General features: G+C 72.4%; 25 protein-coding genes and 4 tRNA genes. 22 read left to right on the top strand and 7 right to left on the bottom strand.

From position 1 onward, the window contains the following. The first annotated feature begins 116 nt into the window (after positions 1-116). Positions 117-1,520, top strand: coding sequence for a MocR-like pyridoxine biosynthesis transcription factor PdxR (pdxR, locus tag BN344_RS11315; protein WP_155858849.1), 1,404 nt, complete (start codon positions 117-119; stop codon positions 1,518-1,520). Here the strand turns inward: pdxR and BN344_RS19900 are convergent. The 3 genes from BN344_RS19900 to BN344_RS11305 all read right to left on the bottom strand — a co-directional run bounded on the left by BN344_RS19900 (position 1,505) and on the right by BN344_RS11305 (position 4,854). Continuing rightward, a complete protein-coding gene (locus BN344_RS19900) occupies positions 1,505-1,678 on the bottom strand; it encodes a hypothetical protein (RefSeq protein ID WP_155858848.1) in 174 nt (57 codons plus the stop codon). The genes pdxR and BN344_RS19900 overlap by 16 nt on opposite strands. A 69-nt stretch (positions 1,679-1,747) precedes the next feature. Further along, the gene (locus BN344_RS11310; RefSeq protein WP_231486741.1) at positions 1,748-2,851 is read right to left on the bottom strand and encodes a 2-oxoacid:ferredoxin oxidoreductase subunit beta; all 1,104 of its coding nucleotides are present in this window, start codon (positions 2,849-2,851) and stop codon (positions 1,748-1,750) included. Next, a complete protein-coding gene (locus tag BN344_RS11305) occupies positions 2,848-4,854 on the bottom strand; it encodes a 2-oxoacid:acceptor oxidoreductase subunit alpha (protein WP_155858847.1) in 2,007 nt (668 codons plus the stop codon). Before BN344_RS11305 ends, BN344_RS11310 begins: the two co-directional genes overlap by 4 nt. Before the next feature lie 164 nt (positions 4,855-5,018). On the opposite strand from BN344_RS11305, the gene htpX reads away from it, so the two are divergent. Beyond that, positions 5,019-5,897, top strand: coding sequence for a zinc metalloprotease HtpX (htpX, locus tag BN344_RS11300; RefSeq protein WP_040338582.1), 879 nt, complete (start codon positions 5,019-5,021; stop codon positions 5,895-5,897). 63 nt (positions 5,898-5,960) lie between these two features. Here the strand turns inward: htpX and BN344_RS11295 are convergent, their stop codons facing one another. After that, entirely contained in the window at positions 5,961-6,353 is a 393-nt protein-coding gene (locus BN344_RS11295; protein WP_040338581.1) for a VOC family protein, read from the bottom strand. A gap of 85 nt (positions 6,354-6,438) precedes the next feature. Here BN344_RS11295 and BN344_RS11290 point away from each other — a divergent pair, with 85 nt between their 5' ends. Further along, positions 6,439-7,353, top strand: a complete 915-nt coding sequence (locus BN344_RS11290; protein WP_040338580.1) for a sigma-70 family RNA polymerase sigma factor — start codon at positions 6,439-6,441, stop codon at positions 7,351-7,353. A gap of 33 nt (positions 7,354-7,386) precedes the next feature. On the opposite strand, the gene BN344_RS11285 is transcribed toward BN344_RS11290, so the two are convergent. Beyond that, positions 7,387-7,878, bottom strand: coding sequence for a YajQ family cyclic di-GMP-binding protein (locus BN344_RS11285; protein WP_040338579.1), 492 nt, complete (start codon positions 7,876-7,878; stop codon positions 7,387-7,389). Positions 7,879-7,963: 85 nt separating this feature from the next. Here BN344_RS11285 and BN344_RS11280 point away from each other — a divergent pair. Next, positions 7,964-8,045, top strand: a tRNA-Tyr gene (locus BN344_RS11280). Between the two features lie 49 nt (positions 8,046-8,094). On the opposite strand, the gene BN344_RS11275 is transcribed toward BN344_RS11280, so the two are convergent. Further along, the gene (locus BN344_RS11275; protein ID WP_040338578.1) at positions 8,095-8,526 is read right to left on the bottom strand and encodes a pilus assembly protein TadG-related protein; all 432 of its coding nucleotides are present in this window, start codon (positions 8,524-8,526) and stop codon (positions 8,095-8,097) included. A gap of 151 nt (positions 8,527-8,677) precedes the next feature. On the opposite strand from BN344_RS11275, the gene BN344_RS19895 reads away from it, so the two are divergent. The 9 genes from BN344_RS19895 (at position 8,678) to BN344_RS11235 (ending at position 15,225) form a co-directional block, all read left to right on the top strand. Further along, the gene (locus tag BN344_RS19895; RefSeq protein WP_155858846.1) at positions 8,678-8,830 is read left to right on the top strand and encodes a hypothetical protein; all 153 of its coding nucleotides are present in this window, start codon (positions 8,678-8,680) and stop codon (positions 8,828-8,830) included. Between the two features lie 43 nt (positions 8,831-8,873). Beyond that, positions 8,874-9,380 carry a hypothetical protein gene (locus BN344_RS11270; protein WP_040338577.1) on the top strand — a complete coding sequence of 169 codons (507 nt, stop codon included), beginning with the start codon at positions 8,874-8,876 and terminating at the stop codon, positions 9,378-9,380. 500 nt (positions 9,381-9,880) lie between these two features. After that, complete coding sequence (locus tag BN344_RS11265; protein WP_231486739.1) at positions 9,881-12,361, top strand: putative bifunctional diguanylate cyclase/phosphodiesterase; 2,481 nt, start codon at positions 9,881-9,883, stop codon at positions 12,359-12,361. Positions 12,362-12,422: 61 nt separating this feature from the next. Further along, a tRNA-Thr gene (locus tag BN344_RS11260) sits at positions 12,423-12,495 on the top strand. A gap of 71 nt (positions 12,496-12,566) precedes the next feature. Continuing rightward, positions 12,567-12,640, top strand: a tRNA-Met gene (locus tag BN344_RS11255). Between the two features lie 107 nt (positions 12,641-12,747). After that, complete coding sequence (gene rpmG / locus BN344_RS11250; RefSeq protein ID WP_040338575.1) at positions 12,748-12,912, top strand: 50S ribosomal protein L33; 165 nt, start codon at positions 12,748-12,750, stop codon at positions 12,910-12,912. Positions 12,913-12,944: 32 nt separating this feature from the next. Continuing rightward, positions 12,945-13,391 (top strand): FAS1-like dehydratase domain-containing protein, encoded by a 447-nt coding sequence (locus tag BN344_RS11245; protein ID WP_040338574.1) that lies wholly within the window; start codon positions 12,945-12,947, stop codon positions 13,389-13,391. Beyond that, positions 13,388-13,810: a MaoC family dehydratase gene (locus tag BN344_RS11240; protein WP_040338573.1), complete on the top strand. Its 423-nt coding sequence runs from the start codon at positions 13,388-13,390 to the stop codon at positions 13,808-13,810. The genes BN344_RS11245 and BN344_RS11240 overlap by 4 nt, the downstream gene beginning before the upstream one ends. After that, complete coding sequence (locus tag BN344_RS11235) at positions 13,807-15,225, top strand: M1 family aminopeptidase (protein WP_081788556.1); 1,419 nt, start codon at positions 13,807-13,809, stop codon at positions 15,223-15,225. The genes BN344_RS11240 and BN344_RS11235 overlap by 4 nt, the downstream gene beginning before the upstream one ends. 11 nt (positions 15,226-15,236) lie before the next feature. On the opposite strand, the gene BN344_RS11230 is transcribed toward BN344_RS11235, so the two are convergent. Next, complete coding sequence (locus tag BN344_RS11230; protein ID WP_040338572.1) at positions 15,237-16,505, bottom strand: pyridoxal phosphate-dependent aminotransferase; 1,269 nt, start codon at positions 16,503-16,505, stop codon at positions 15,237-15,239. 204 nt (positions 16,506-16,709) lie between these two features. Between BN344_RS11230 and BN344_RS11225 the strand changes: the two genes are divergently transcribed. The 9 genes from BN344_RS11225 to BN344_RS11185 all read left to right on the top strand — a co-directional run bounded on the left by BN344_RS11225 (position 16,710) and on the right by BN344_RS11185 (position 23,288). Beyond that, a tRNA-Trp gene (locus BN344_RS11225) sits at positions 16,710-16,785 on the top strand. 79 nt (positions 16,786-16,864) lie between these two features. Then, on the top strand, positions 16,865-17,389 hold the full coding sequence (gene secE / locus BN344_RS19550) for a preprotein translocase subunit SecE (protein ID WP_081788555.1): 525 nt from the start codon (positions 16,865-16,867) through the stop codon (positions 17,387-17,389). Positions 17,390-17,431: 42 nt separating this feature from the next. Beyond that, on the top strand, positions 17,432-18,346 hold the full coding sequence (gene nusG, locus BN344_RS21200; RefSeq protein WP_155858845.1) for a transcription termination/antitermination protein NusG: 915 nt from the start codon (positions 17,432-17,434) through the stop codon (positions 18,344-18,346). Positions 18,347-18,396: 50 nt separating this feature from the next. Further along, positions 18,397-18,825, top strand: a complete 429-nt coding sequence (rplK, locus tag BN344_RS11210; protein ID WP_040338571.1) for a 50S ribosomal protein L11 — start codon at positions 18,397-18,399, stop codon at positions 18,823-18,825. Between the two features lie 112 nt (positions 18,826-18,937). Then, entirely contained in the window at positions 18,938-19,657 is a 720-nt protein-coding gene (gene rplA / locus BN344_RS11205) for a 50S ribosomal protein L1 (RefSeq protein WP_040338570.1), read from the top strand. A gap of 320 nt (positions 19,658-19,977) precedes the next feature. Next, a complete protein-coding gene (gene rplJ, locus BN344_RS11200) occupies positions 19,978-20,592 on the top strand; it encodes a 50S ribosomal protein L10 (RefSeq protein WP_051515803.1) in 615 nt (204 codons plus the stop codon). Between the two features lie 17 nt (positions 20,593-20,609). Beyond that, the gene (gene rplL, locus BN344_RS11195; protein ID WP_040338569.1) at positions 20,610-21,002 is read left to right on the top strand and encodes a 50S ribosomal protein L7/L12; all 393 of its coding nucleotides are present in this window, start codon (positions 20,610-20,612) and stop codon (positions 21,000-21,002) included. Between the two features lie 343 nt (positions 21,003-21,345). After that, a complete protein-coding gene (locus BN344_RS11190) occupies positions 21,346-22,476 on the top strand; it encodes an ABC transporter ATP-binding protein (protein ID WP_040338568.1) in 1,131 nt (376 codons plus the stop codon). Beyond that, the gene (locus BN344_RS11185; RefSeq protein WP_231486738.1) at positions 22,473-23,288 is read left to right on the top strand and encodes an MlaE family ABC transporter permease; all 816 of its coding nucleotides are present in this window, start codon (positions 22,473-22,475) and stop codon (positions 23,286-23,288) included. The genes BN344_RS11190 and BN344_RS11185 overlap by 4 nt, the downstream gene beginning before the upstream one ends. The last annotated feature ends 1 nt before the right edge of the window (position 23,289 follow it).

The following is a 23,289-nucleotide window of genomic DNA, read 5'->3' as shown; positions in this document are numbered from 1 at the left end:
CCCATCGTGCGGGCGACAGTGGCCTGCCGGAACGGCCAATCCGCTACCGTTTCGCCAGGCCACTGCTCACGACGACGGGGCACACGACGACGGTGCTCACGACGACGAGGAGACCGGTGACCGGCATCCCGCCGCTGGTGCTCGACCGGAGCTCCCGGGTACCCCTCTCCGCCCAGCTCGCCGACGCGCTCCGGGCCGCCGTGGCAGCGGGCACGCTCCGCCCGGGGGACCGGTTGCCGTCGACCCGGGAACTGGCCACGGCGCTGCGGGTCAGCCGCACGGTCACCGCCGCCGCCTACGACCAGCTCCTCGCCGAGGGCTGGGCCGGTGGGCGGCGCGGTGTGGGCACGTTCGTCGCGGGCGGACCGGGCGCGGTCGTCGCTGCGGCGGCACCCGGGCCCGCCGCCGAGCCCGCCGAGCAGCCGCTCGTGGACCTGCGGGCCGGATCGCCGTGCCTGGAGGTGCTGGACCGGGCCGCCTGGCGGCGGGCCTGGCGCGCCGCCGGCGACGGCGCCCCGGATGCCCGCCCCGAGTCGGCGGGCGACCCGGACTTCCGCCGCGCCGTGGCCGAGCACCTGCTGCGGCACCGAGGTCTGGGTGCCGGGGTCGACGACGTGCTGGCGACCGGCGGCACCTCCTCGGCGGTGGCCGAGGTCGCGCGGACGCTGCCGCCCGGGAGCCGGGTCGCCGTCGAGGACCCGGGCTACCAGCGGGTCGTCGGCGCGCTGCGGTGCGCCGGCGTCGACGTCGTCCCCGTGCCGGTGGACGACGACGGACTGGTGGTCGAGGCGCTGCCGCCGGACCTGGCGGCGGTGTACTGCACCCCCGCCCACCAGTACCCGCTGGGCAGGCGGATGTCCGCTGCCAGGCGGCTGGCGCTGGTCGGCCGGGCCCGGGCCGGGGGCTGGTGGGTGCTGGAGGACGACTACGACGGCGAACTGCGCTACGACGTCGCCCCGCTGCCGCTGCTGGGGGCGCTGGGTCCCGACGTCGTGGTCCACCTCGGCACCTCGAGCAAGATCCTCACCCCGACGCTGGGCGTGGGCTGGCTGGTCGCGCCCGCGCCGCTGCGCGCAGAGCTGCTGGCCCGCCGCACCGCGACCGGGATCCGGCCGGCCCGCGCGGGGCAGCGGGTGCTCGCCGCGCTCGGGGCCTCGGGGGACCTGGCCCGCCACCTGCGACGGCTACGCCGGGAGATGGCCGGCCGACGCGAGCAGGTCCGTGCCGCCGTCGCTGCCGCCGGTTGCCGGGCCGAGGGCGACCCCGCCGGAGCGCACGTCCTGGTGCCGCTGGCGGACCCGGCCGTCGAGCGGGCGCTCCTCGCGGCCGCCGCCGTCCAAGGGCTGGCGCTCGACGGCCTGGGCCGGCACCACCTCGAGGACGCCCCCGACCGGCGGGCCGGTCTGGTGCTCGGCTTCGCGGCGCCGAGCCGGGCGGAGCTGGAGCGGGCCCTGCCGGTGCTGACCGCCGTGCTGCGACGGCACGGTGGAGCGGCCGACGTCGGTCAGGTCAGGACGTAGGCCAGGGCCGTGACGATGGTGACGACCGCGAGGAGTGCGAGCAGCATCAGGAACGCGCGTCGCCTGCCGCGCCGGTTGGACCTCAGGCCGGACGCCAGGTCGCCCCAGGAGTCGATCTGGCCTACGGGAGACAGCGGATTGCGCTCGTGGCGCTCCATCAGCCGAACCCCCCGGAAACGAGCACGAGCCCGCCTCCCACCGGGGAAACGGGCTCGGATGCGCTCATCTCAGTCGCCGACGGTCCAGGTCTCGCCGCCGCCGAGCAGGGCGTCGAGGTCGGCGCTGCCCTGCACCTTCGCGGTGTCGAGCTGCTCGGTCATCATCCCGTCGTAGGTCGGCTTCTGGACCGAGCGGAAGACGCCCATGGGCGTGTACCGCAGGTCCTGGGACGACAGCCGGGACAGGGCGAACGCGTACGCCGGGTTCTCCCGCGTGGCGTCGTGCACGACGATGTCGGCGGCGTCGACCTGGTTGGTCTCCGCGATCCGCAGCCCACCGAAGTCGTCCTGCACGACGCAGGCCGCCCCCTCGGGACCGAAGACCAGTGGCTTGCCGTGGTCGAGGGGGATCGACCACTGGGTGCCGGTGTTCGGGTCCTTGAGCAGTTCGAAGGCGCCGTCGTTGAAGATGTTGCAGTTCTGGTAGATCTCGACCAGCGACGTGCCCTGGTGCTCCGCCGCCTGGCGCAGCACGTCGGTGAGTCCCTTGCGGTCGGAGTCCATCGCCCGGCCGACGAACGTGGCGTCGGCGCCGAGGGCCAGCGAGATCGGGTTGAACGGCGCGTCGATGGAGCCCATCGGCGTGGACTTGGTGACCTTCCCGACCTCGGAGGTGGGGGAGTACTGGCCCTTCGTGAGGCCGTAGATCCGGTTGTTGAACAGCAGGATCGTCATGTTCACGTTGCGTCGCAGCGCGTGGATCAGGTGGTTCCCGCCGATGGACAGGGCGTCACCGTCGCCGGTGACGACCCACACCGAGAGGTCGGGACGCGACGCGGCCAACCCGGTCGCGATCGCCGGGGCGCGGCCGTGGATCGAGTGCATCCCGTAGGTGTTCATGTAGTACGGGAAGCGGGACGAGCAGCCGATCCCGGAGACGATGACCATGTCCTCGCGGGCGATGCCGAGGCTGGGCAGGAAGCTCTGGACCGCGTTGAGGATGACGTAGTCACCGCAGCCCGGGCACCAGCGCACCTCCTGGTCGGTCTTGAGGTCCTTGGCCTTGAGGTCCGTCTTCTTCTCACCCGACACCTCGACCGAGGTGGCGACCGCGGCGGAGATCGGGTTCCCGGGCATGCCCAGGTCGTGCACGTGCGTGTCCAGCGTGGTCACTGCATGGCTCCGTTCACTGCGGCTCCGGCGGGAGCCGCGTCGGTGCTGGTGGTGTCGGTGCTGTCGATCGCGTCCTGGATCACGGCGGCCAACTCGGCGGAGCGGAACGGCATCCCGCTCACCTGGGTGTGGCTGTGCACGTCGACCAGGTACTTCGCGCGCAGCAGCAGGGCGAGCTGTCCCAGGTTCATCTCGGGGCAGATGACGTGGTCGTACCGGGCCAGGACCTCGCCGAGGTCGGTGGGGAACGGGTTGATGTGCCGCACGTGGATCTGCGCGACCTTGCGACCCGAGGCCCGGATCCGCCGGCAGGCGGCGCCGATGGGCCCGTACGTGGACCCCCAGCCGATGACGGCGACCGAGGCGTCGCCGTCGGGGTCGTCCACGTCGGTCGGGCCGATCGAGGCGGCGATACCGTCGATCTTGGCCTGGCGGGTCCGGGTCATGAAGTCGTGGTTGGCCGGGTCGTAGGAGATGTTGCCGTTCCCGTCGGCCTTCTCCAGCCCGCCGATGCGGTGCTGCAGACCGGCCGTGCCCGGCACCGCCCACGCCCGGGCGAGGGTCTCGGGGTCGCGGAGGTACGGCAGGAACTCCGGCGTCCCGTCGGCCGCGGTCCCGTTGGGACCGGTGGCGAACCCGACCGCGTCGGTGAGGTCGGGCAGCGAGTCGGCGGAGGGGACCGCCCACGGCTCGGCGCCGTTGGCCAGGTAGCCGTCCGACAGCAGCATCACCGGGGTGCGGTAGGTCAGCGCGATGCGGACGGCCTCGACCGCGGCGTCGAAGCAGTCGCCGGGGGAGCGGGGCGCGATGACCGGCACGGGCGCCTCGCCGTTGCGGCCGAACATCGCCTGCAGCAGGTCCGACTGCTCGGTCTTGGTCGGCAGGCCGGTCGACGGGCCACCGCGCTGCACGTCGACGATGACCAGCGGCAGCTCGGTCATGACCGCCAGGCCGATCGCCTCGGACTTCAGCGAGACGCCGGGGCCCGACGTCGTCGTGATGCCCAGCGCGCCGCCGAAGGAGGCGCCGATGGCCGCACCGATGCCGGCGATCTCGTCCTCGGCCTGGAAGGTGCGCACACCGAAGGCCTTGTGCTTGGACAGCTCGTGGAGGATGTCCGACGCCGGGGTGATCGGGTACGCGCCCAGGAAGATCGGCAGGCCCGAGCGCTGGCCCGCGGCGACCAGACCCAGGGACAGCGCCTGGTTGCCGGAGATGTTGCGGTAGCGCCCGGCGGCCATCGGGGCCGGCTTGATCTCGTAGGAGACCGCGAAGGCCTCCGTCGTCTCGCCGTAGTTGTAGCCCGCCCGGAACGCGGCGATGTTCGCCGCGGCGATCTCGGGCTTGCGGCGGAACTGCCGCTCGAGGAAGCGCACGGTGCCCTCGGTGGGCCGGTGGTACATCCAGCTCAGCAGACCGAGGGTGAACATGTTCTTGCTGCGCTCGGCCTCCTTCTTGCCGAGGCCCGAGTCGGCGAGCGCGTCGAGCGTCATCGACGTCAGTGGCACCGGCACGGTCTGCCAGCCCTCGAGCGAACCGTCCTCGAGCGGGTTCGTCGCGTACCCGACCTTGGCCAGGTTGCGCGGGGTGAACTCGTCGGAGTCGAGGATGAGCAGGCCGCCGCCGGGCAGGTCGGAGAGGTTCGACTTCAGTGCCGCGGGGTTCATCGCCACGAGGACGTCGGGGGCGTCGCCCGGCGTCATGATGTCGTGGTCGGCGAAGTGCAGCTGGAAGGAGCTGACGCCCGGCAGGGTCCCTGTTGGCGCCCGGATCTCGGCGGGGAAGTTCGGCAGCGTCGACAGGTCGTTGCCGAAGGACGCCGTCTCGCTGGTGAACCGGTTGCCGGTCAGCTGCATGCCGTCGCCCGAGTCGCCGGCCAAGCGGATGACGACGCGGTCGAGCGCGACCACGCTCTTGACCAGTCCGCCGGTCGCGGCGTGCGCGGCCGTGGCGGAGACGTCGTCGTGGGGCGCGCCGATGGGCGGCGGGGTGCTGGCAGTCATCAGTGGTGTACCTCCACCGGCCGAGGTTACGTGCGCGGGACACGCCCGGGTACAGAGACCCGAAGGTGATTCCAGATTCACAGACGTCAACCACCCGGAGGGGCCGCGCATTCCACCGGACGGGGGCCGGGAACGGCACTCGCCGCGACGCCGTTGAGCAGGTCGTGCAGCGCTGGAACAACGGACTCAAGACCGCTCTCCTGCTCGGTCTCATGGGCGGGCTCATCCTGGTCGCCGGCGCCCTCATCGGAGGGCGCGGCGGGCTGTTCATCGCCCTGGTGATCGCGCTCGGCGTCAACGGCTACGCCTACTTCAACTCCGACAAGCTGGCGCTGCGCGCCATGCGGGCCTTCCCGGTCACCGAGACGCAGGCGCCGCAGCTGTACGCGATGGTGCGCGAGCTGGCCACCGAGGCCCGCCAGCCGATGCCCCGGCTCTACGTGAGCCCGACCGACCAGCCCAACGCCTTCGCCACCGGGCGGAACCCGCGCACGGCGGCCGTCTGCGTCACCCAGGGGATCCTCGAACTGCTCGACCGCCGGGAGCTGCGCGGCGTGCTGGCCCACGAGCTCTCGCACGTCTACAACCGCGACATCCTCATCAGTTCGGTCGCCGGCGCCATGGCCACGGTGGTCACCTACCTGGCGCACATGGCGATGTTCGCCTCGCTGTTCGGCGGCCGGGGCGGCGACGACCGTGGCGGCGGCAACGCGCTGGGCGGGCTGTTGCTGATCTTCCTCGGCCCGCTGGCCGCCGGGCTGGTGCAGATGGCGGTCAGCCGCAGCCGGGAGTTCCAGGCCGACGCGACCGGGGCGCAGCTGTCGCAGGACCCGCTGGCGCTGGCCGCGGCGCTGCGCAAGATCGAGCGCGGCGCCACAGCCCTCCCGCTGCCCCAGGACGACCGGCTGGTCACCCAGAGCCACCTGATGATCGCCAACCCGTTCCGGGGGCAGGGGATGGCGTCGATGTTCGCCTCGCACCCACCGATGCCCGAGCGGATCGCGCGCCTGGAGCAGATGGCCCGCGACCTCGGCCAGCGCTGAAGAAGGACCCCCTCGCCCCCCACCCCTCGTTCCTCGGGGCGGGACCCTGCGACGGGGCCGAACTCAGGCGCGGGCGGGCTGGAACAGCTCGACGGGATTGCCGCAGGGGTCCTCGACCAGGACCTGACGGCCGCCCGGTCCGTCGAGGACCTCGTTGCGGAAGGGGATGCCGGCGGCCCGCAGCCTGCTCACCTCGGCCTCGATGTCGTCCACGACGAGGTGGATGCGGTTCCACCCACCCGGCGCCGGCACCCGCCCGTCGGGCATCGCCCGCCCGGCCGAGCTGATCGGGCCGCTGACGAGCAGGCGCAGCGACCCCCGCACCAGCTCGGCGACCGCGGGCCGGGCATCGAACCCCACCTCGAAGCCGAGGACGTCGCCGTAGAAGTGCACGGCGGCACCGACGTCGTCGACCAGGTACCGGACGCTGCCGAGCTGTCGTGCGGATGCGTTCATGACGGGTTCTCCTCCGCTGTCGGGTCACATCGGGACGGCCGCTGCCGTCACACCACTGACGGATGGCGACGGGAGGATGTGACGGGTGAGCGAGGACGCGGCAGCGCCGGACCAGCTCCTGGCCGAGCAGTTCGAGGCGCACCGGGCGCACCTGCTGGCGGTCGCGCGCCGCGTGCTGGGTGCCGGGGGCGAGGCGCAGGACGCCGTCCAGGAGGCATGGCTGCGCCTGCAGCGGACCGGGGCCGGCGATGTCGAGAACCTCGGCGGCTGGTTGACCACGGTCGTGGGGCGGGTCTGCGTCGACATGCTGCGGCGCCGGGCGGCCCGCCGCGAGGAGCCGGTGGGTCTGCATGCCCCGGACGCCGACGGGGGGTCGGAGCCGGAGACCGAGGCGGTGCTGGCCGATTCCGTCGGGCTGGCCCTGCTCGTGGTGCTGGACACCCTGACGCCACCGGAACGGCTCGCTTTCGTGCTGCACGACCTCTTCGCCGTCCCGTTCGGCGAGGTGGCGGAGATCCTCGACCGGAGTCCGGTCGCGGTGCGCCAGCTGGCCAGCCGGGCCCGGCGCCGGGTCCGGGAGGCCGCACCGGGAGCGGCCGGCCCGGGAGCGGCCGGCCCGGGAGCGGCCGGCCCGGGAGACGTCGGGCGGCGGCACGAGGTGGTGCGCGCCTTCCTGGCCGCCGCCCGGGGCGGCGACCTCGCGGGGCTGCTCGCGGTGCTGGACCCGGAGGTCGTGCTCCGCGCGGACGCCCCCGTGGCGGCCCTCGGCGGGATCCGCCGCCTCGGCGGCCGCGAGGAGGTCGCCCGCTCGTTCCTCGGCAAGGCCCAGGCCGCCCTCCCGGCACTCGTCGACGGGGCTCCCGGCGCGGTGTTCGTCCCCGACGGCCGGGTGCGTGCGGCGCTGGAGTTCGTCGTCACGGACGGACGGATCACCGCTGTGGAGGTCGTGAGCGACCCCGTCGTCGTGCAGGGCCTCGATGTCGTCTTGCCCGGGCGCTGAGGGAGCGGCCCCTCGCAGGGCCGCTCCCTCACCTCACCTGTAGTTGTCGAATTGCAGGGCGACGTCGAGGTCGGCGCCGCGCAGCAGCTGCTGCACCGCCTGCAGGTCGTCCCGCTTCTTCCCGCTGACCCGAAGCTGGTCGCCCTGGATCTGCGCCTGCACGCCCTTCGGGCCCTCGTCGCGGATGAGCTTGGCGATCTTCTTGGCGACGTCGGACTCGATGCCCTGCTTGATCCGCGCGGAGATCTTGTAGGACTTGCCCGAGGACTGCGGCTCGTCGGCGTCGAGGACCTTCAGCGAGATGTTGCGCTTGATCAGCTTCTCCTTGAAGACCTCCAGGGCGGCGCTGACCCGCTCCTCGGTGTCGGCGGAGAGGGTGACGCCCTCCTCGCCCGCCCAGGCGATCGTGGCGTTGGTGCCGCGGAAGTCGAAGCGCTGCGACAGCTCCTTGCCCGCCTGGTTCAGAGCGTTGTCGACCTCCTGGCGGTCGACCTTGCTGACCACGTCGAACGATGCGTCGGCCATGCGAACTCCCTCCGTCGCGCGGACACCGCTCGGGGGCCCGAGGTCGGCGTCCGCCGTCTTGTATTCTTCTCCGGTACCACCGCACGGCGGGTTGCCCGAGTGGCCAATGGGAGCGGACTGTAAATCCGTCGGCTTAGCCTTCGAAGGTTCGAATCCTTCACCCGCCACGCACGGTACGACGGCCCCCGACTCTTTCAGATCGGGGGCCGTCGCCGTTCAGCCGAGGGTGGGTGCGCGAGCGCTGGCGGTGGCCGTGCGCTCCAACTGCTGCCCGCCGAGGAACAACCAGCCGAACGCGATGTCCACGAACCGCGTGCAGCGCACGGTGACCTCGGTGCCGTCGGTCTCGGCCGTCCACGCGTCCAGCGCCGAAGCCCCCGCGCCGAGCTGGTCGGCGACGGCCGCCTGGGCGCTGGAGCGGGTCAGCGGCAGCGCGGTCCCGACGCCGCCGGCGTAGATCGCTGCCTCGTCCGCCTGGTTGGCGGCGGCCAGCGCCGCGCCGTCGCAGACCGCCTGGACCTCCTGCTGCTCCAGGAACGCGTCGGAGGCCGCGATCGCGCCGAAGATCATGAGCGCGGCCACCAGCCAGCAGACCAGGACGAACGGCAGCGTCGAGCCGCGCTCGGAGTCCTCCCACCGGTGGTGCACGCCGGGCAGCGTAGGTCGACGCGCCGGTTGTCCACGACCTGTGGACAGATCCTGTGGACACTGTGGACACCCGATCGGGTGGCGGCCGGTCAGGCCGATCGACCTGTGGACGACGCCCCGAGAGGTCGCTCGACGTGCCCGCACTGCGCCGGTGAGCATCGAGATGCGGGCCGAGGAGGTCCGGGCCCTCGGCCGGTCGCTGCACGGGAGGGCCGACACCGCCGACGGGATCCGCTCCGCGCCGCGGTCGGGCTGCTCCTGGATCGTCAGCCCGTGCTCGCCACCGCGCTGGCGGGCGAGCTGAGGGCGCTCGCCACGGGCCTGGGTGACGACGGCGATCCGGCCGGGTGGACGGTCGACCGGGCCACGGCTGCCGCCGTCGCACCGGCGCGGCCGTCCGCGAGTGCGGTGCCCGGCTGGAGCACGCCCTGGACGAGTTCGAGGCCCAGCAGCAGGCCGAGCGACGGGGGAGCCTCACCGGCGCGGTCGTCGGGCTCACCTCGGCGGTGCCGCAGACCGGCGGCCTGGCGAAGGTGCCGGCGGTGGGCGCCGTCGCGTTCGACCTGGACGGGACCTGGGACGCCACACCGGACACGGGACCACACTCCCCGCTCGAGGGGGTGGCCGGCGCCGCGGGCGGCGATCCCCGTGCCGCGGTCGCCTACGAGCGGGTCGCCGACCTCCTCGGCACGCCGACGGCGCCGGAGTCGCCGGAGTCGGACCGGCTGGGCCTGATCGCCGACGTGACCCCCGGGCCGGGCAGTGGGTGTGATGAAGGCCGTGGAGATCGGCGGCCACGTCGTCACCGAGGTCCTGGAGGAGCTTCCTCGCCCATCTGGATGACGAATCGTTGATCTTCGTGTACGGAGGGTGACGACATGCATGTCGTTCACCCGGCCGTGATCTTCGGTGCTTGCCCCCCAGGGGTGAGGGGAAGCACTCTCCGTGCGCGGTCCGAACCGAACGACGCTCTGCCCCCGCGCGTAAGTGACTGCCGCATATCGCAGTCGGTCATGCCAATGAGGAGGCGTCATGAGCAGCAACGTTCAGCGTGGGATCCGGTGGAGCCGGGGTATCCGGTGGAGCCGCGGCATCAGGTGGAGCTGAGCGCGGCGGTCTGACCGCCCGCACCACATCGCTTCCCGCAGGGCAGCCGGTCGTCGGACCGGCTGCCCTGCGGCGTTCCCGGGGCCGGTCCCGCTGCTGACCCTTTCGAGTCGCGGCGCGAGCGCAACCGGGGTCCGGGAGGCGTCTGCGTTGCTAGCCTCTCCGGGCCCATCCACCCCGCGGATTGCAGGTGAGAGTGCCCGAGCAGGACGTTCGAGCGACGCCCCCGCAGACCTTCCGCTCGCCCGTGACCGTCGCCGTCCTCGGCGTGGTGTTGGCCGTGCCGGTCATGGTCGCGGTGCTGGCGACCCAGTCGCTGACGGTCTCGATCCCCGCGCTGATCGCCGCCTTCCTGGCGTTCGCCGCGGTCGAGTCGATCCACCTGCACTTCGAGTTCCGCCGGCAGGCCTTCTCCTTCTCGGCCAGTGAGCTCGCGATCGTCGTGGCGCTGGTGCAGGTGGGTGGCGCCTGGACGGCGATCGCCCAGGCCGTCGTCGTCGCCGCCGTCGTCGTCTGGCAGCGGTTCCCGCGGCCGCAGGCGGTGGCCACGGTCGCCGTGTCCGTCCTGGAGGTCGGCGCGGCCGTCGCCGTGCTCTCCGTCCTGCCCAGCGGTGAACTGACCTCGCCGGCCACCTGGATCTCCTACCTGGTGGCGATCCTCGTCGCCGACCTGCTGGGGGCCCTGCTGTTCGCCGGCGCCATCACCGCCACCCAGGGGTACCCCGGGCGCTCGCTGTGGACGAGCCTCTTCGTCCCGGTGTTCCTCGTGGGGCCGGTCGCGGTCGTGGTGGGTCTCGCGGCGCTGCTGCTCATCCACGTCACCGGCTGGGCCTGGCTGCTGCTGACCCCGCTGCTGGGCGCTCTCGCGCTCCTCTACCGCCACTTCGGGGCGGTCACCCGTCGCGGGCACAGCGTCCAGCGGGTCTACGACTTCGCCCGGCGCGTCGCGCAGGTGACCCCGGACGAGGCGGGCACGCGGCAGATCGTCGACGCGGTCCAGGAGCTGCTCAACGCCGAGCGGGTGGCGATGTGGCTGCCGCCCTACCTCGACGAGCCGCCGCAGCTCGTCGTCACCGCCGCGGACGGGGCCGTCTGGTACGACGGCCCCGGCGACCCGGACGACGTCTTCCGCCGGGCCGTGGCGGAGGCCGACGGGCCGGTGCTGGTCTCCATGGCGCACGCCGACGAGGAGCAGGCCGCGGCCCTGGCCCGACGCGGCGTCACCGAGCTGCTGGCGGCCCCGCTCGCGACCGCCGGTGGCGAGCCGGGCTACCTCGAGGTCTGCGACCGCAGCAGTGTCGTCGTCTCCTTCGCCGACAGCGACCTCGCCGCGCTCACGTCGATGCTCACGCACGTCAACGCCGCCATCCGCCACCAGCAGCTGCTCACCCAGATCCGCTACGACGCCGATCACGACCGGCTCACCGGACTGCCCAACCGGCAGCGGCTGGCCGCGGAGATCGACGCCCTGCTCGAGGCCGATCCGGACGGCGCGCGGGCCGGGCTCGTCCTCGCCGCCCTGGGCAACTACACCGAGGTGACCGACACGCTCGGGCACGCGGCCAGCGACGAGCTGCTCCTGGTCACCGCCGGGCTGCTGCGCGAGCACGCCCCGCCGCAGGCACTGCTGGCCCGGATGGAGAGCGAGCGCTTCGCCGTCCTGCTGCCCGGCCTGTCGCTCGCCGCCACCGAGCGCGCCGCGCGACGGCTGCGCGAGGCGGCGGCCACCCGTGTGCGGGTGGCCGGACTGGACCTCGAGGTGACGCTCACCATCGGCGTCGCGGCGGCGCCGGTCCACGGCACCGACTCGGGCACGCTGATGCAGCGCGCCGACGTCGCCCTGCTCGCGGCCTCGGACTCCGGCGGCGTCGCCAGCTACCACCCCGTGCTCGACCAGCAGAGCCTGCGCCGCCTGCAGCTGGGCACCGAGATCGAGCAGGCCATGGCCGACGGTCAGATCAGCGTGGTCTTCCAGCCGATCATCGACGCGCAGACCTCCGACATCGTCTCGGTGGAGACGCTCGTGCGCTGGGCGCACCCGCGCTACGGCTCGATCCCGCCGGACGACTTCATCCACCTGGCCGAGCAGATCGGCCGGATCGGGGCGGTGACCGACCACGTCCTGGACCTCGCCCTGGCCCGCTGCCGGCGCTGGCTGGACCAGGACATCGCACTGTCGGTCGCGGTCAACCTCTCCGCGCACTGCCTCACCGAGCCGGACCTGGTCGCCCGTGTGCGGGGTGCCCTGCAGCGGCACGGCGTCCCGGGGGAGCTGCTCACCCTGGAGCTGACCGAGGGCAGCGTCGTCGGCGACTCCGTCCGCGACAGCACGGTTCTCGCCGACCTGCACGACCTGGGTCTGCGGCTGTCGATGGACGACTTCGGGACCGGCTACTCCTCGCTGTCCCAGTTGCGGCAGCTGCCGATCGACGAGGTCAAGATCGACAAGTCCTTCGTGCTGGGCATGTCCACCAGCCAGGGGGAGTCGTTCATCGCGCGGTCGATCATCGAACTGGCGCACAACCTCGGCCTGCGCGTGGTGGCCGAGGGGGTCGAGGACGAGGTCACGCGCAACCTGCTCGCCGAGATGGGCTGCGACAAGCTGCAGGGCTTCCTGGTGAGCCGGCCGCTGCCCGACGACCGGTTGGAGAGCTGGCTGCTGGCGCGTACCGGCGTCCGGACGGCGGCGCACGGCGCGGCGCACCGGCGCCTCTTCGTCCGCGGCTGAACGGCGGGCCCCCGCGAGTGCGCCGGAGCCGTCAGGTATCGTCTCTGACGGCTCCGAGCACGCCCCTTTAGCTCAGTCGGCAGAGCGTCTCCATGGTAAGGAGAAGGTCTACGGTTCGATTCCGTAAAGGGGCTCAGCAAGACAGACGTGGAAACATGTACGTCGACCTTCCGGTCCAGTCGCGAGACCGGGCCGCAGGTCGCCCGGCGGTGTAGCTCAGCCTGGTAGAGCAAGCGGCTCATAATCGCTGTGTCACCGGTTCAAGTCCGGTCACCGCTACTCCCGACGGACCCCGCACCAACGGGGTCCGTCGTCGCATCGGCACCCGTGCCGCAGCGACACCAGGACCCGGCCCGGGTCCTGTCCGACAAGGCTAGGAGCACTCCATGGCAGCCACCGACGTCCGCCCGAAGATCACCCTGGCCTGCCAGGACTGCAAGAACCGCAACTACATCACCCGCAAGAACCGGCGGAACGACCCCGACCGGCTCGAGCTGATGAAGTACTGCCCGCGCGAGCGCAAGCACACGCTGCACCGCGAGACCCGCTGACCCGATCAGCCGCGACGCGAGAGGGCGGGAGCATGGCGCTGGACCGGACACTGGTCGGGCGCAGCTACCCGCCCTCCGCCGTCTACGAGGTCGGCCGCACGAAGATCGCCGAGTTCGCCGCCGCGATCGGTGACGGCTCCCCGCTGTACCGGGACGCGGAGGCGGCCCGCGCGGCCGGCCATCCCGACGTGATCGCCCCGCCCACCTTCGCCATCGCGGTCAGCCTCGAGGCAGCCATGGTGGTGCTCGACGACCCCGACGTAGCGATCGACTACGGCCGCGTCGTCCACGGCGAGCAGCGGTTCACCCACCATCGCCCGATCCGGGCCGGGGACCGGCTGGTCGCGACGACGACGATCGACGCCGCCCGCACCGTCGCCGGCAACGACCTGCTGACCGCCCGCGTGGATCTGGCCACCGAGGACGGCGAAGCGGTCTGCACGGCGACGTCGATGCTCGTGGCGCGGGGCGAGGCGTGACCGTCCGGCTCGCCGACGTCACCGTCGGCACCGAGCTGCCCGAGCAGGTGTACCGGGTCACCCGGGCCGATCTGGTCCGCTACGCCGGGGCGTCGGGCGACTTCAACCCCATCCACTGGAGCGACCGGGTGGCGACGGCGGTGGGGCTGCCCGGTGTCATCGCCCACGGCATGTTCACCATGGCGCTGGCCGGCCGCGCCGTCACCGACTGGACCGGGGACCCCGCCGCGCTCGTCGAGTTCCAGGTCCGGTTCGGCCGCCCCGTGACCGTCCCCGACGACGACACCGGCGCCGAGGTGGCCGTGCGCGGAACCGTCGGCGTGCTCCTCGAGGAGGGGCGCGTGCGGGTGGACCTCGTCGTCTCGAGCGCGGGGGAGAAGGTCCTCTCGCTGGCCCGCGCCGTCGTCCGCCTGGCATGAACCGGGCGCCGCTGCGCACCGCCGTCGCCGCGGTGGCCGGCGCCGCGCTGCTGAGCGGCTGCACCTCCTTCGTCGACACCGTCACGGCACCGGAGCCCGCGACCGTGTCGTCCCCCGCCGTCCGGCAGGAGTCCTGCCCCGGGCGGGCGGAGCCCGATCCCGACCGCCCCCGCGTCGGGCTGGACTTCCGGCTGGCCGACGACCTGCGCACGGTGACCGGGACCGAGACCGTCGTGTTCACCCCCGACCGCCCCGTCGAAGAGCTGGTCTTCCGGCTGGTGCCCAACGGCCCTGACATCGCGTCGGCGGGCTCGCGGCTGGTCGTCGACGCCGTCCGGGGCGACGACGTGGCCGGCTCGCGCTACGAGTCCCTGGGCGCGTCAGGTCCCGGCGGCGGCTACGTCGTCGCGCTGGACGAGCCGCTCGAGGCCGGGGACACCACCGAGGTCGAACTGGACTTCACGCTCACCCTCGGCTCCGGCGGGTTCGAGCGGGTCGGCTCCGACGAGGACGTGTCGTGGTGGGCCAGCGGCGCCCCGCTCCTGGCCTGGGAGCCCGGGGTCGGGTGGGCGCGCGACCCGTTCGTCGAGATCTCCGGGGAGACGACGACCAGCGCGGCCGCGGACACGACCGTGCGGGTCTCGGCGCCCGCGGACCTCACCGTGCTGATGACCGGTGACCAGGCCGAGCCGACGGCTCCCGACGCCGCGGGCCGGCGCACCTGGACGTCCCAAGAGCCGGTGGCCCGGGACGTCAGCGTCGCCGCCGGGCGGTTCACGACCGCCGAGCGGACGACGCCGGAGGGCGTCCGGGTGACAGCGGGGGCGCTGCCCGGCGCGGAGCCGACGGCCGACGAGCTGGCCGACGCCACGGTCGAGGCCATCGCGGACCTCGAGGAGCACCTCGGGCCGTTCCCCTACGGCACGCTCACCGTGCCGCAGCTGCCCGACTACCGCGGCGGCATCGAGTACCCCAGCTCGATCCTGCAGGCCTCGCCCAGCGCGGAGGTCCTGGTGCACGAGGTCGCGCACATGTGGTTCTACGGGATGGTCGGCAACTCGCAGTACCGCGATCCCTGGCTGGACGAGGCGTTCGCCACCTGGGCCGAGGCGCTCGTGCACCCGTCGTCGGCCGCGGAGCTGGAGCCGGCGCTGGGCGTGCACGGCGACGTCGGCGCCGCCATGGACGACTTCCGCACCCAGCGGCAGTACGGCGCCCGCGTCTACGGCAAGGGCGGCGCGGTGCTGCTCGCGGCACGGGAGGCCGCCGGCGCCGAGGCGTTCGACGCCGCCGTGCGCTGCTACGTGGACGCGGCGGCCTGGACGATCGCCACCCCCGAGGACGTCGCGGCCGCCCTGGCCGACCTGCCCGAGGCGCGCGACGTCCTGGTCGACGCCGGCGCGCTGAGCGGGTAGAGGCCCTGCGCTCAGTCGGCGCTGGTCAGCAGACGCTGCATCCGGCCGACGCCCTCGGCCAGGTCGTCGTCGCCCAGCGCGTAGGACATCCGCACGTAGCCCGGGGTGCCGAAGGCCTCGCCGGGGACGACGGCGACCTCGGCCAGCTCGAGGATGAGCTCGGCCAGCTCGACGCTGGTCTCCGCGGTGCGGCCACCGATGGACCGGCCGAGCAGCCCCTTGACCGACGGGTACACGTAGAAGGCCCCCTGTGGCTCGGGGCAGGCGACGCCGGGGATCTGGCGCAGCATGGAGACGATCGTCTTCCGGCGCCGGTCGAAGGCCTCGCGCATGGTGGCCACCGCCGAGAGGTCACCGGTGAGCGCGGCGATGGCGGCGGCCTGCGAGACGTTGGCGACGTTCGAGGTGGCGTGCGACTGCAGGTTGGTGGCCGCCTTGACGACGTCGGCGGGCCCGACGATCCAGCCCACCCGCCAGCCGGTCATGGCGTAGGTCTTGGCCACGCCGTTCACCACGACGCAGCGGTCGGCGAGCTCGGGGACGAGCACGGGCATCGACGGTGCGGTCGCCCCGCCGTAGGTCAGGTGCTCGTAGATCTCGTCGGTCAGCACCCAGAGGCCGGCTTCCAGCGCCCAGCGGCCGATCTCCGCGACCTGCTCGGCGGGGTACACCGCGCCGGTGGGGTTCGAGGGCGAGCAGAACAGCAGCACCTTCGTGCGCGGGGTGCGGGCTGCCTCGAGCTGCGCGGCGGAGACCAGGTAGCCGCTCTGCTCGTCGGCCACGACCGGCACGGGGACACCGCCGGCCAGCCGGATCGCCTCGGGGTAGGTGGTCCAGTACGGAGCGGGCAGGAGCACCTCGTCGCCCGGGTCGAGCATCGTCGCCAGCGCCTCGTACACGGCCTGCTTCCCGCCGTTGGTGACCAGCACCTGGGCGGCGGTGACCTGGAGCCCCGAGTCGCGCGCGGTCTTGGCGACGATCGCGTCCTTCAGGGCCGGCAGGCCGCCGGCGGGGGTGTAGCGGTGCATCGCCGGCCGGCGGGCGGCCTCGACGGCGGCCTCGACGATGTAGTCCGGCGTCGGGAAGTCCGGCTCACCGGCCCCGAAACCGATGACCGGCTTGCCGGCCGCCTTGAGCGCCTTGGCCTTGGCGTCGACGGCGAGGGTCGCCGACTCGGCGATGCCGGCGATGCGGCGGGAGATGCGCCGCTGCGCGGGCGGCAGCTCGGTGGACGGGGTGGACGGCTCCGAGGACGCGGGGGTCGTGGGCTGGGCGGGCATAGGAGCATGGTGTCAAAGACGGCGCGCCCGCACCGAGTCGATGCTGTCGCGGGCCATCGGTGGGACGTTGGCTGTGCCCGGTCGCGGTCCCGTACACTGGCCGTCCTGGGGCAGCTGACCCCGCCACCGGCGTGCCTCGGAACTTTCGCGAGGCACCGCGCTGCCGTGGTGAGGCGGGCGGTCCCGGGCCCCGTTCCGGGGTCTAGGGGTGTAGCTCAATTGGCAGAGCAGCGGTCTCCAAAACCGCAGGCTGCAGGTTCAAGTCCTGTCACCCCTGCCACTGCAGGACCCACGATGCACGGCCGACGACCGACCGCCCCCGCCGGGGACGGCACCCACCACGAGGCGAGCGAGGCGCAGTGAGCGAGAAGCCGGAACGCGAGGACGACCGTCCCGACGTGTCCGACGCCGAGCTGACCGACGAGCAGCTCGACCGCGAGACCCCCGGCGTCGACGACGCCGGCGAGCTCGAGGCCGCCGAGGACGCGGTCGCCGCCGAGGCCTCGGCCGAGGAGGACAAGGTCGTCGCACCGGCCCGGCGTCGACGCGGACGGATCACCGCGGACGACGACGACGCCGAGGACGAGCCGGCCACCGGCCGTCGCGCCGCGCGGTCGGCGTCCCGGCCGGCCGGCAGCGAGGGCGGTGGCACCCGCTCGCGTGCCGCGGCCGAGCGTGCCCGGGCCGACGAGATCCGCCAGAAGCGCTCCCTCGGCCGGTTCCTGCGCGAGGTCGTCGCCGAGCTCCGCAAGGTCATCTGGCCGGGGCGCCGCGAGCTGATCACCTACACGAGCGTGGTCATCGTGTTCGTGGCGTTCATGGTGGCGCTGGTCGCCGGGATGGACCTGATCTTCTCCCGGGGCGTGATCGCCGTCTTCGGCTGACCTCCGCCCGCCCCGCACGCCATCCGACAAGGAAGAGAATCTGTGACCGAGCCCCGCGAGCCCTTCGAGACCGACAGTGCGGTCGAAGGCATCGACCTGGACGACGCCCGCTTCGAGCAGCGCGGCACCGCCGACGTCGAGACCGGCGTCGGCGAGACCGGCGCCGCCGAGGGTTCGAGCGACACCGCCGCCCTGGACCTCGACACCGAGGTCGCCGACGTGACCCCGGAGATCGAGAGCGGCGACCCCGACACCCTCGCCGCCGACCCGCTGGCCGCTCCCGCGGAGGACTCGGACGTCGCGGAGGAGCCCGAGACCCAGGAGCTGGAGAACCAGGAGCCCGAGGACGAGGACCCGGCCGAGGCGATGAAGAAGGCGCTGCGTCTGGCGCCCGGCGACTGGTACGTCGTCCACAGCTACGCCGGCTACGAGAACAAGGTGAAGACCAACCTCGAGGCGCGCATCCAGTCCCTCGACGTGGAGGACTACATCTACCAGATCGAGGTGCCCACCGAGGAGGTCACCGAGATCAAGAACGGCAAGCGGGCGCAGGTCAACCGCAAGGTGCTGCCGGGCTACCTGCTCGTGCGGATGGAGCTCAACGACGAGTCCTGGGGCGCGGTGCGCAACACCCCCGGTGTCACCGGCTTCGTCGGCGCGACCTCCAAGCCCTCCCCGCTGACGCTGGACGAGGTCGTCAAGATCCTCGTGCCCGCGACCGCTCCGCAGGCGGCCCGGACCGCCGGTGGCGAGGCAGCCCCGGCGGCCGCCGCGCCGGCCGCGCTCGTCGACTTCGAGGTCGGCGAGTCGGTCACCGTCATGGACGGGCCGTTCGCGACGCTGCCCGCCACGATCAACGAGATCAACGCCGAGCAGCAGAAACTGCAGGTGCTGGTCTCCATCTTCGGCCGCGAGACGCCCGTCGAGCTGTCGTTCAACCAGGTCTCGAAGATCTGACGTCTCACGGCGTCCCCTACGAGCTGATCCACCCGAGATAGAAGGAAGTCATGCCCCCCAGGAAGCGGTTGACCGCGGTCATCAAGCTCCAGATCAACGCCGGTGCGGCCACCCCCGCGCCGCCCGTGGGTCCGGCGCTGGGCCAGCACGGCGTCAACATCATGGAGTTCTGCAAGGCCTACAACGCCGCGACCGAGTCGCAGCGCGGCAACGTGGTCCCGGTCGAGATCTCGGTGTTCGAGGACCGGTCGTTCACGTTCGTCACCAAGACCCCGCCGGCCGCGCGCATGCTGCTCAAGGCCGCCGGTGTCGACAAGGGCTCGGGCGAGCCGCACAAGACGAAGGTCGCCACGGTCACCCGTGACCAGGTCCGCGAGATCGCCACCACCAAGATGGCCGACCTCAACGCCAACGACCTCGACCAGGCCGAGAAGATCATCGCCGGCACCGCCCGGTCGATGGGCATCACGGTCGTCTGAACCAGCTCCACCCCCTCACCAGTTCCACCCAGAAGTAGTGGGAGGGCCTCGCCAGGCCCGTTCACCACGTGACCGGGGCTCCGCTCATCAGGGCCCCCGGAGAGGAACCACCATGGCGAAGCACGGCAAGAAGTTCCGGGCCGCGGCCGACAAGGTCGACCGCGACAACCTGTACACCCCGCTCCAGGCCGCAGCGCTGGCCAAGGAGACGTCGACGACCTCCTACGACGCCACCGTCGAGGTGGCCATGCGCCTGGGTGTCGACCCGCGCAAGGCCGACCAGATGGTCCGCGGCACGGTGAACCTGCCGCACGGCACCGGCAAGACCGCCCGCGTCATCGTCTTCGCGACCGGTGACAAGGCCGCCGAGGCCGAGGCCGCCGGCGCCGACGTCGTCGGCTCGGACGACCTGATCGAGAAGATCCAGGGCGGCTTCCTGGACTTCGACGCCGCGATCGCGACGCCGGACCAGATGGCCAAGGTCGGCCGCATCGCCCGCATCCTCGGCCCCCGCGGTCTGATGCCGAACCCGAAGACCGGCACGGTGACCCCCGACGTCACCAAGGCCGTCAACGACATCAAGGGCGGAAAGATCAACTTCCGCGTCGACAAGCAGGCCAACCTGCACCTGGTCATCGGCAAGGCGTCCTTCGACCAGGCCAAGCTCGTCGAGAACTACGCGGCCGCGCTGGACGAGGTGCTGCGGGCCAAGCCGTCGTCGGCCAAGGGCCGGTACGTCAAGAAGGTCACCATCTCGACGACGATGGGCCCGGGTATCCCGGTCGACCCGAACCGCACCCGGAACCTGCTGGCGGACGAGCCGACCGCCTAGTCCAGGACGGACTCCGAGGGCCCCGCAGCGCACGTGCTGCGGGGCCCTCGCCGGTCTCGCCGGCCGGTTGCCGCGCCCGTCGTCGTATCGCGTACTCTTGTCGGCGTTCCCCCCAAGACCGTTGGTCGTCGCACGTCCGCGTGCGATCGAAGGTCCCGGAGTTCCGGGCGACCCGCGCAGGAGGACGGTTCGATAGGCGGGCCCCGTGCCCGCTCCTCGCCCCGTGCGCCCTGCGCCGGGGCGTTCCTCGTCTCCGGGGCCACCCGATCGCCCGCGTTCGCGCGAAGGCCAGTGGTCGCCCGACAGACGAGAGGAGGCCCATGCCCACGCAGGCGAAGGCCGCGGTGATCGACGAGATCACCGAGCGGTTCCAGAACTCGAGTGCGGCGGTGCTCACCGAGTACCGCGGGCTGACCGTGGCGCAGCTGACCGAGCTGCGTCGTTCCCTCGGTGCGGGCAGCAGCTACGCCGTCGTCAAGAACACCCTGACGAAGCGGGCGGCGGACTCGGTCGGTTTCTCCGACCTCGCCCCGCTGCTCAACGGTCCCACCGCGATCGCCTTCATCGAGGGCGACCCGGTCGAGGGCGCCAAGGCTCTCCGCGACTTCGCGAAGGCCAACCCGCTGCTCGTCGTCAAGGGCGGCGTGGTCGACGGCCGCACGGTCGACGCCTCCGAGGTCACCCGCCTCGCCGACGTCGAGCCCCGTGAGGTCCTGCTGGCCAAGCTGGCCGGCGCGATGAAGGGCAACCTGACCAAGGCTGCGGGGCTGTTCCAGGCCCCGCTGTCGCAGGTCGCCCGCCTCGCCGCCGCGCTGCAGGAGAAGAAGGCCGCCGACGCTCCGGCTGCCGAGGCTCCTGCCGCTGACGACGCACCTGCTGCTGACACCACCCCCGAGACCGACTCGCCGGCCGCCGACGCGGCCAGCGACGACTGACCCAGAAGGAGATCGACATGGCCAAGCTTTCCAGCACGGAGCTGCTCGACGCGTTCAAGGAGATGACCCTCCTCGAGCTGTCCGACTTCGTGAAGCAGTTCGAGGAGACCTTCGAGGTCACCGCGGCTGCCCCCGTGGCCGTCGCGGCCGCCCCCGCCGCCGGTGGCGGCGGTGGCGGTGCCGAGGCCGCTGCCGAGCAGGACGAGTTCGACGTCATCCTCGAGAGCGCCGGTGACAAGAAGATCCAGGTCATCAAGGAGGTGCGCGGCCTGACCTCGCTCGGCCTCAAGGAGGCCAAGGACCTGGTCGACAACGCGCCGAAGCCGGTCCTGGAGAAGGTCGCCAAGGACGCTGCCGAGAAGGCCAAGGCCGCCCTCGAGGGCGCCGGCGCCACCGTCACCGTCAAGTAAAGGACCCCGGCGCCCCCCAGCCCTCGCTCCGCTCGGGCCGGGACCCTGCGCCGGGGCCGTTCCAGCACGGTCGACAGGGGCCGTCCTCCAGCCGGAGGACGGCCCCTGTTGCGTGCCTGGCCCTCGGTTGGCGGACCCCCGTCCGGAGGAACGGGGGAGATCCAGGACACACCTGGGGGGTGATCCACGTAACCTGACCCCGACACGTTCGTTACTGACGAGTAGTCAGGTGTGCACGCGGCTTCCGGATGCGAACAGGGCCGTGCTGCAGCACACTGCCGGGGCTCGCCAGTGCGGCGGGGCGGGGACCGGCAGCGAAGCCGGAGCGGGAGGGCAGTCAGTCGTGGGCGTCGCAGTCGAGGTCGAGAACCTGTCGAAGTCGTTCGGCAGCCAGAACATCTGGAGCGATGTCACCCTGACCCTGCCGCCGGGAGAGATCTCCGTGCTCCTGGGCCCCTCCGGGACCGGCAAGTCGGTCTTCCTGAAGACGCTGGTCGGCCTGCTGAAGCCCGAGAAGGGCTCCATCGTCATCAGCGACACCGACATCGTGCGGACCAGCGAGCACAAGCTCTACGAGATCCGGAAGCTCTTCGGCGTCCTCTTCCAGGACGGCGCCCTGTTCGGCTCGATGACCCTCTTCGACAACATCGCCTTCCCCCTGCGCGAGCACACGAAGAAGAGCGAGGCGGAGATCAGGAGCATCGTCCTCGAGAAGATGGACATGGTCGGGCTCCAGGGCGCCGAGGAGAAGCTCCCCGGCGAGATCTCCGGCGGTATGCGCAAGCGCGCGGGCCTCGCCCGGGCCCTCGTGCTCGACCCCGAGATCATCCTGTTCGACGAGCCGGACTCGGGCCTCGACCCGGTCCGCGTCGCCTACCTCAACCAGCTGATCGTCGATCTCAACGCGCAGATCGACGCCACCTTCCTGATCGTCACCCACGACATCGGCACCGCCCGCACCGTCCCCGACAACCTGGGCCTGCTGTTCCGCCGGAACCTGGTCATGTTCGGACCCCGCGAGCAGCTGCTCACCTCCCAGGAACCGGTCGTCCGCCAGTTCCTCAACGGCCGCCGCGAGGGACCGATCGGCATGAGCGAGGAGAAGGACGTCGCCCAGGTCGAGGCGGAGATGAAGGAGCTGGAGGCCCGCGGCGGCGACGCGCACAACGGGGTCGGCCCCAAGGGCGCCAGCGGCGGGGACGCCGTGCCGCCGCAGCTGACCCCCACCGAGGGGCTGCCGGAGCGCAAGGCCGAACGTCGTCGGCAGGAGCGGGTGGCCCGCATGCTCCACGAGTTCGACGAGGACACGCAGGAGGCGATCCGGGCCTCGCTGCCCGAGGACCTGCTGGCGCAGGCGGACTCGGGGGCGTTCACACCGACGCAGGGCAGCGGTGGCCGGCACTGGGCTCCCGAGCCCGATGCCTCCGGTTCGACCGCGACCCAGGTCCTGCCACGTCAGGACGCCGGCTCGTGACGGCGACGGAGGAACCGAAGGCGCCGGGGCTGCTGGACGGCAAGTTCTCGCCCACCCGGCCTCTCGCCGCGAGCGGGAACCTCTTCGCGTTCGCCCTGGACGTCATGAAGGCGCTCCCCAAGCGCCCGTTCCAGCTCCGCGAGTTCATCCAGCAGGCCTGGTTCGTCGCCAGCGTCACCATCATCCCGACCGCGCTGGTGGCCATCCCCTTCGGCGCGGTCATCGCCCTGCAGCTGGGGTCGCTGACCCGTCAGCTGGGCGCGCAGTCGTTCAGCGGCTCGGCATCCGTCCTCGCGGTGGTGCGAGAGGCCAGCCCCATCGTCACGGCGCTGCTGATCGCCGGCGCCGGCGGATCGGCGATCTGCGCCGACCTGGGCGCGCGCAAGATCCGCGACGAGATCGACGCGATGGAGGTCCTGGGCATCAGCCCCATCCAGCGCCTGGTCGTGCCCCGGGTGCTCGCCGCGATGCTCGTCGCCGTCCTGCTCAACGGCCTGGTCAGCGTGGTCGGCACGGCGGGCGGCTACTTCTTCAACGTCGTCCTCCAGGGCGGCACGCCCGGCGCCTACCTGGCGTCGTTCAGCGCGCTCGCCCAGGTCGAGGACTTCTGGGCCTCCGAGATCAAAGCCCTGGTCTTCGGGCTGATCGCCGGCATCGTCGCGTCGTACAAGGGGCTCAACGCCGGAGGTGGGCCCAAGGGCGTGGGGGACGCCGTCAACCAGTCCGTGGTCATCACCTTCATGCTGCTGTTCGCCGTGAACTTCGTGATGACCGCGATCTACTTCCAACTCGTCCCACCGAAGGGGCAGTGAC

Origin of the sequence: Candidatus Blastococcus massiliensis AP3, from assembly GCF_000582785.1 — a bacterium.
In the GTDB taxonomy this organism is placed as follows: Bacteria; Actinomycetota; Actinomycetes; order Mycobacteriales; family Geodermatophilaceae; genus Blastococcus; species Blastococcus massiliensis.
Note: the sequence above shows the minus strand (reverse complement) of the source record. Positions and strands in the feature narration are given on the sequence as shown.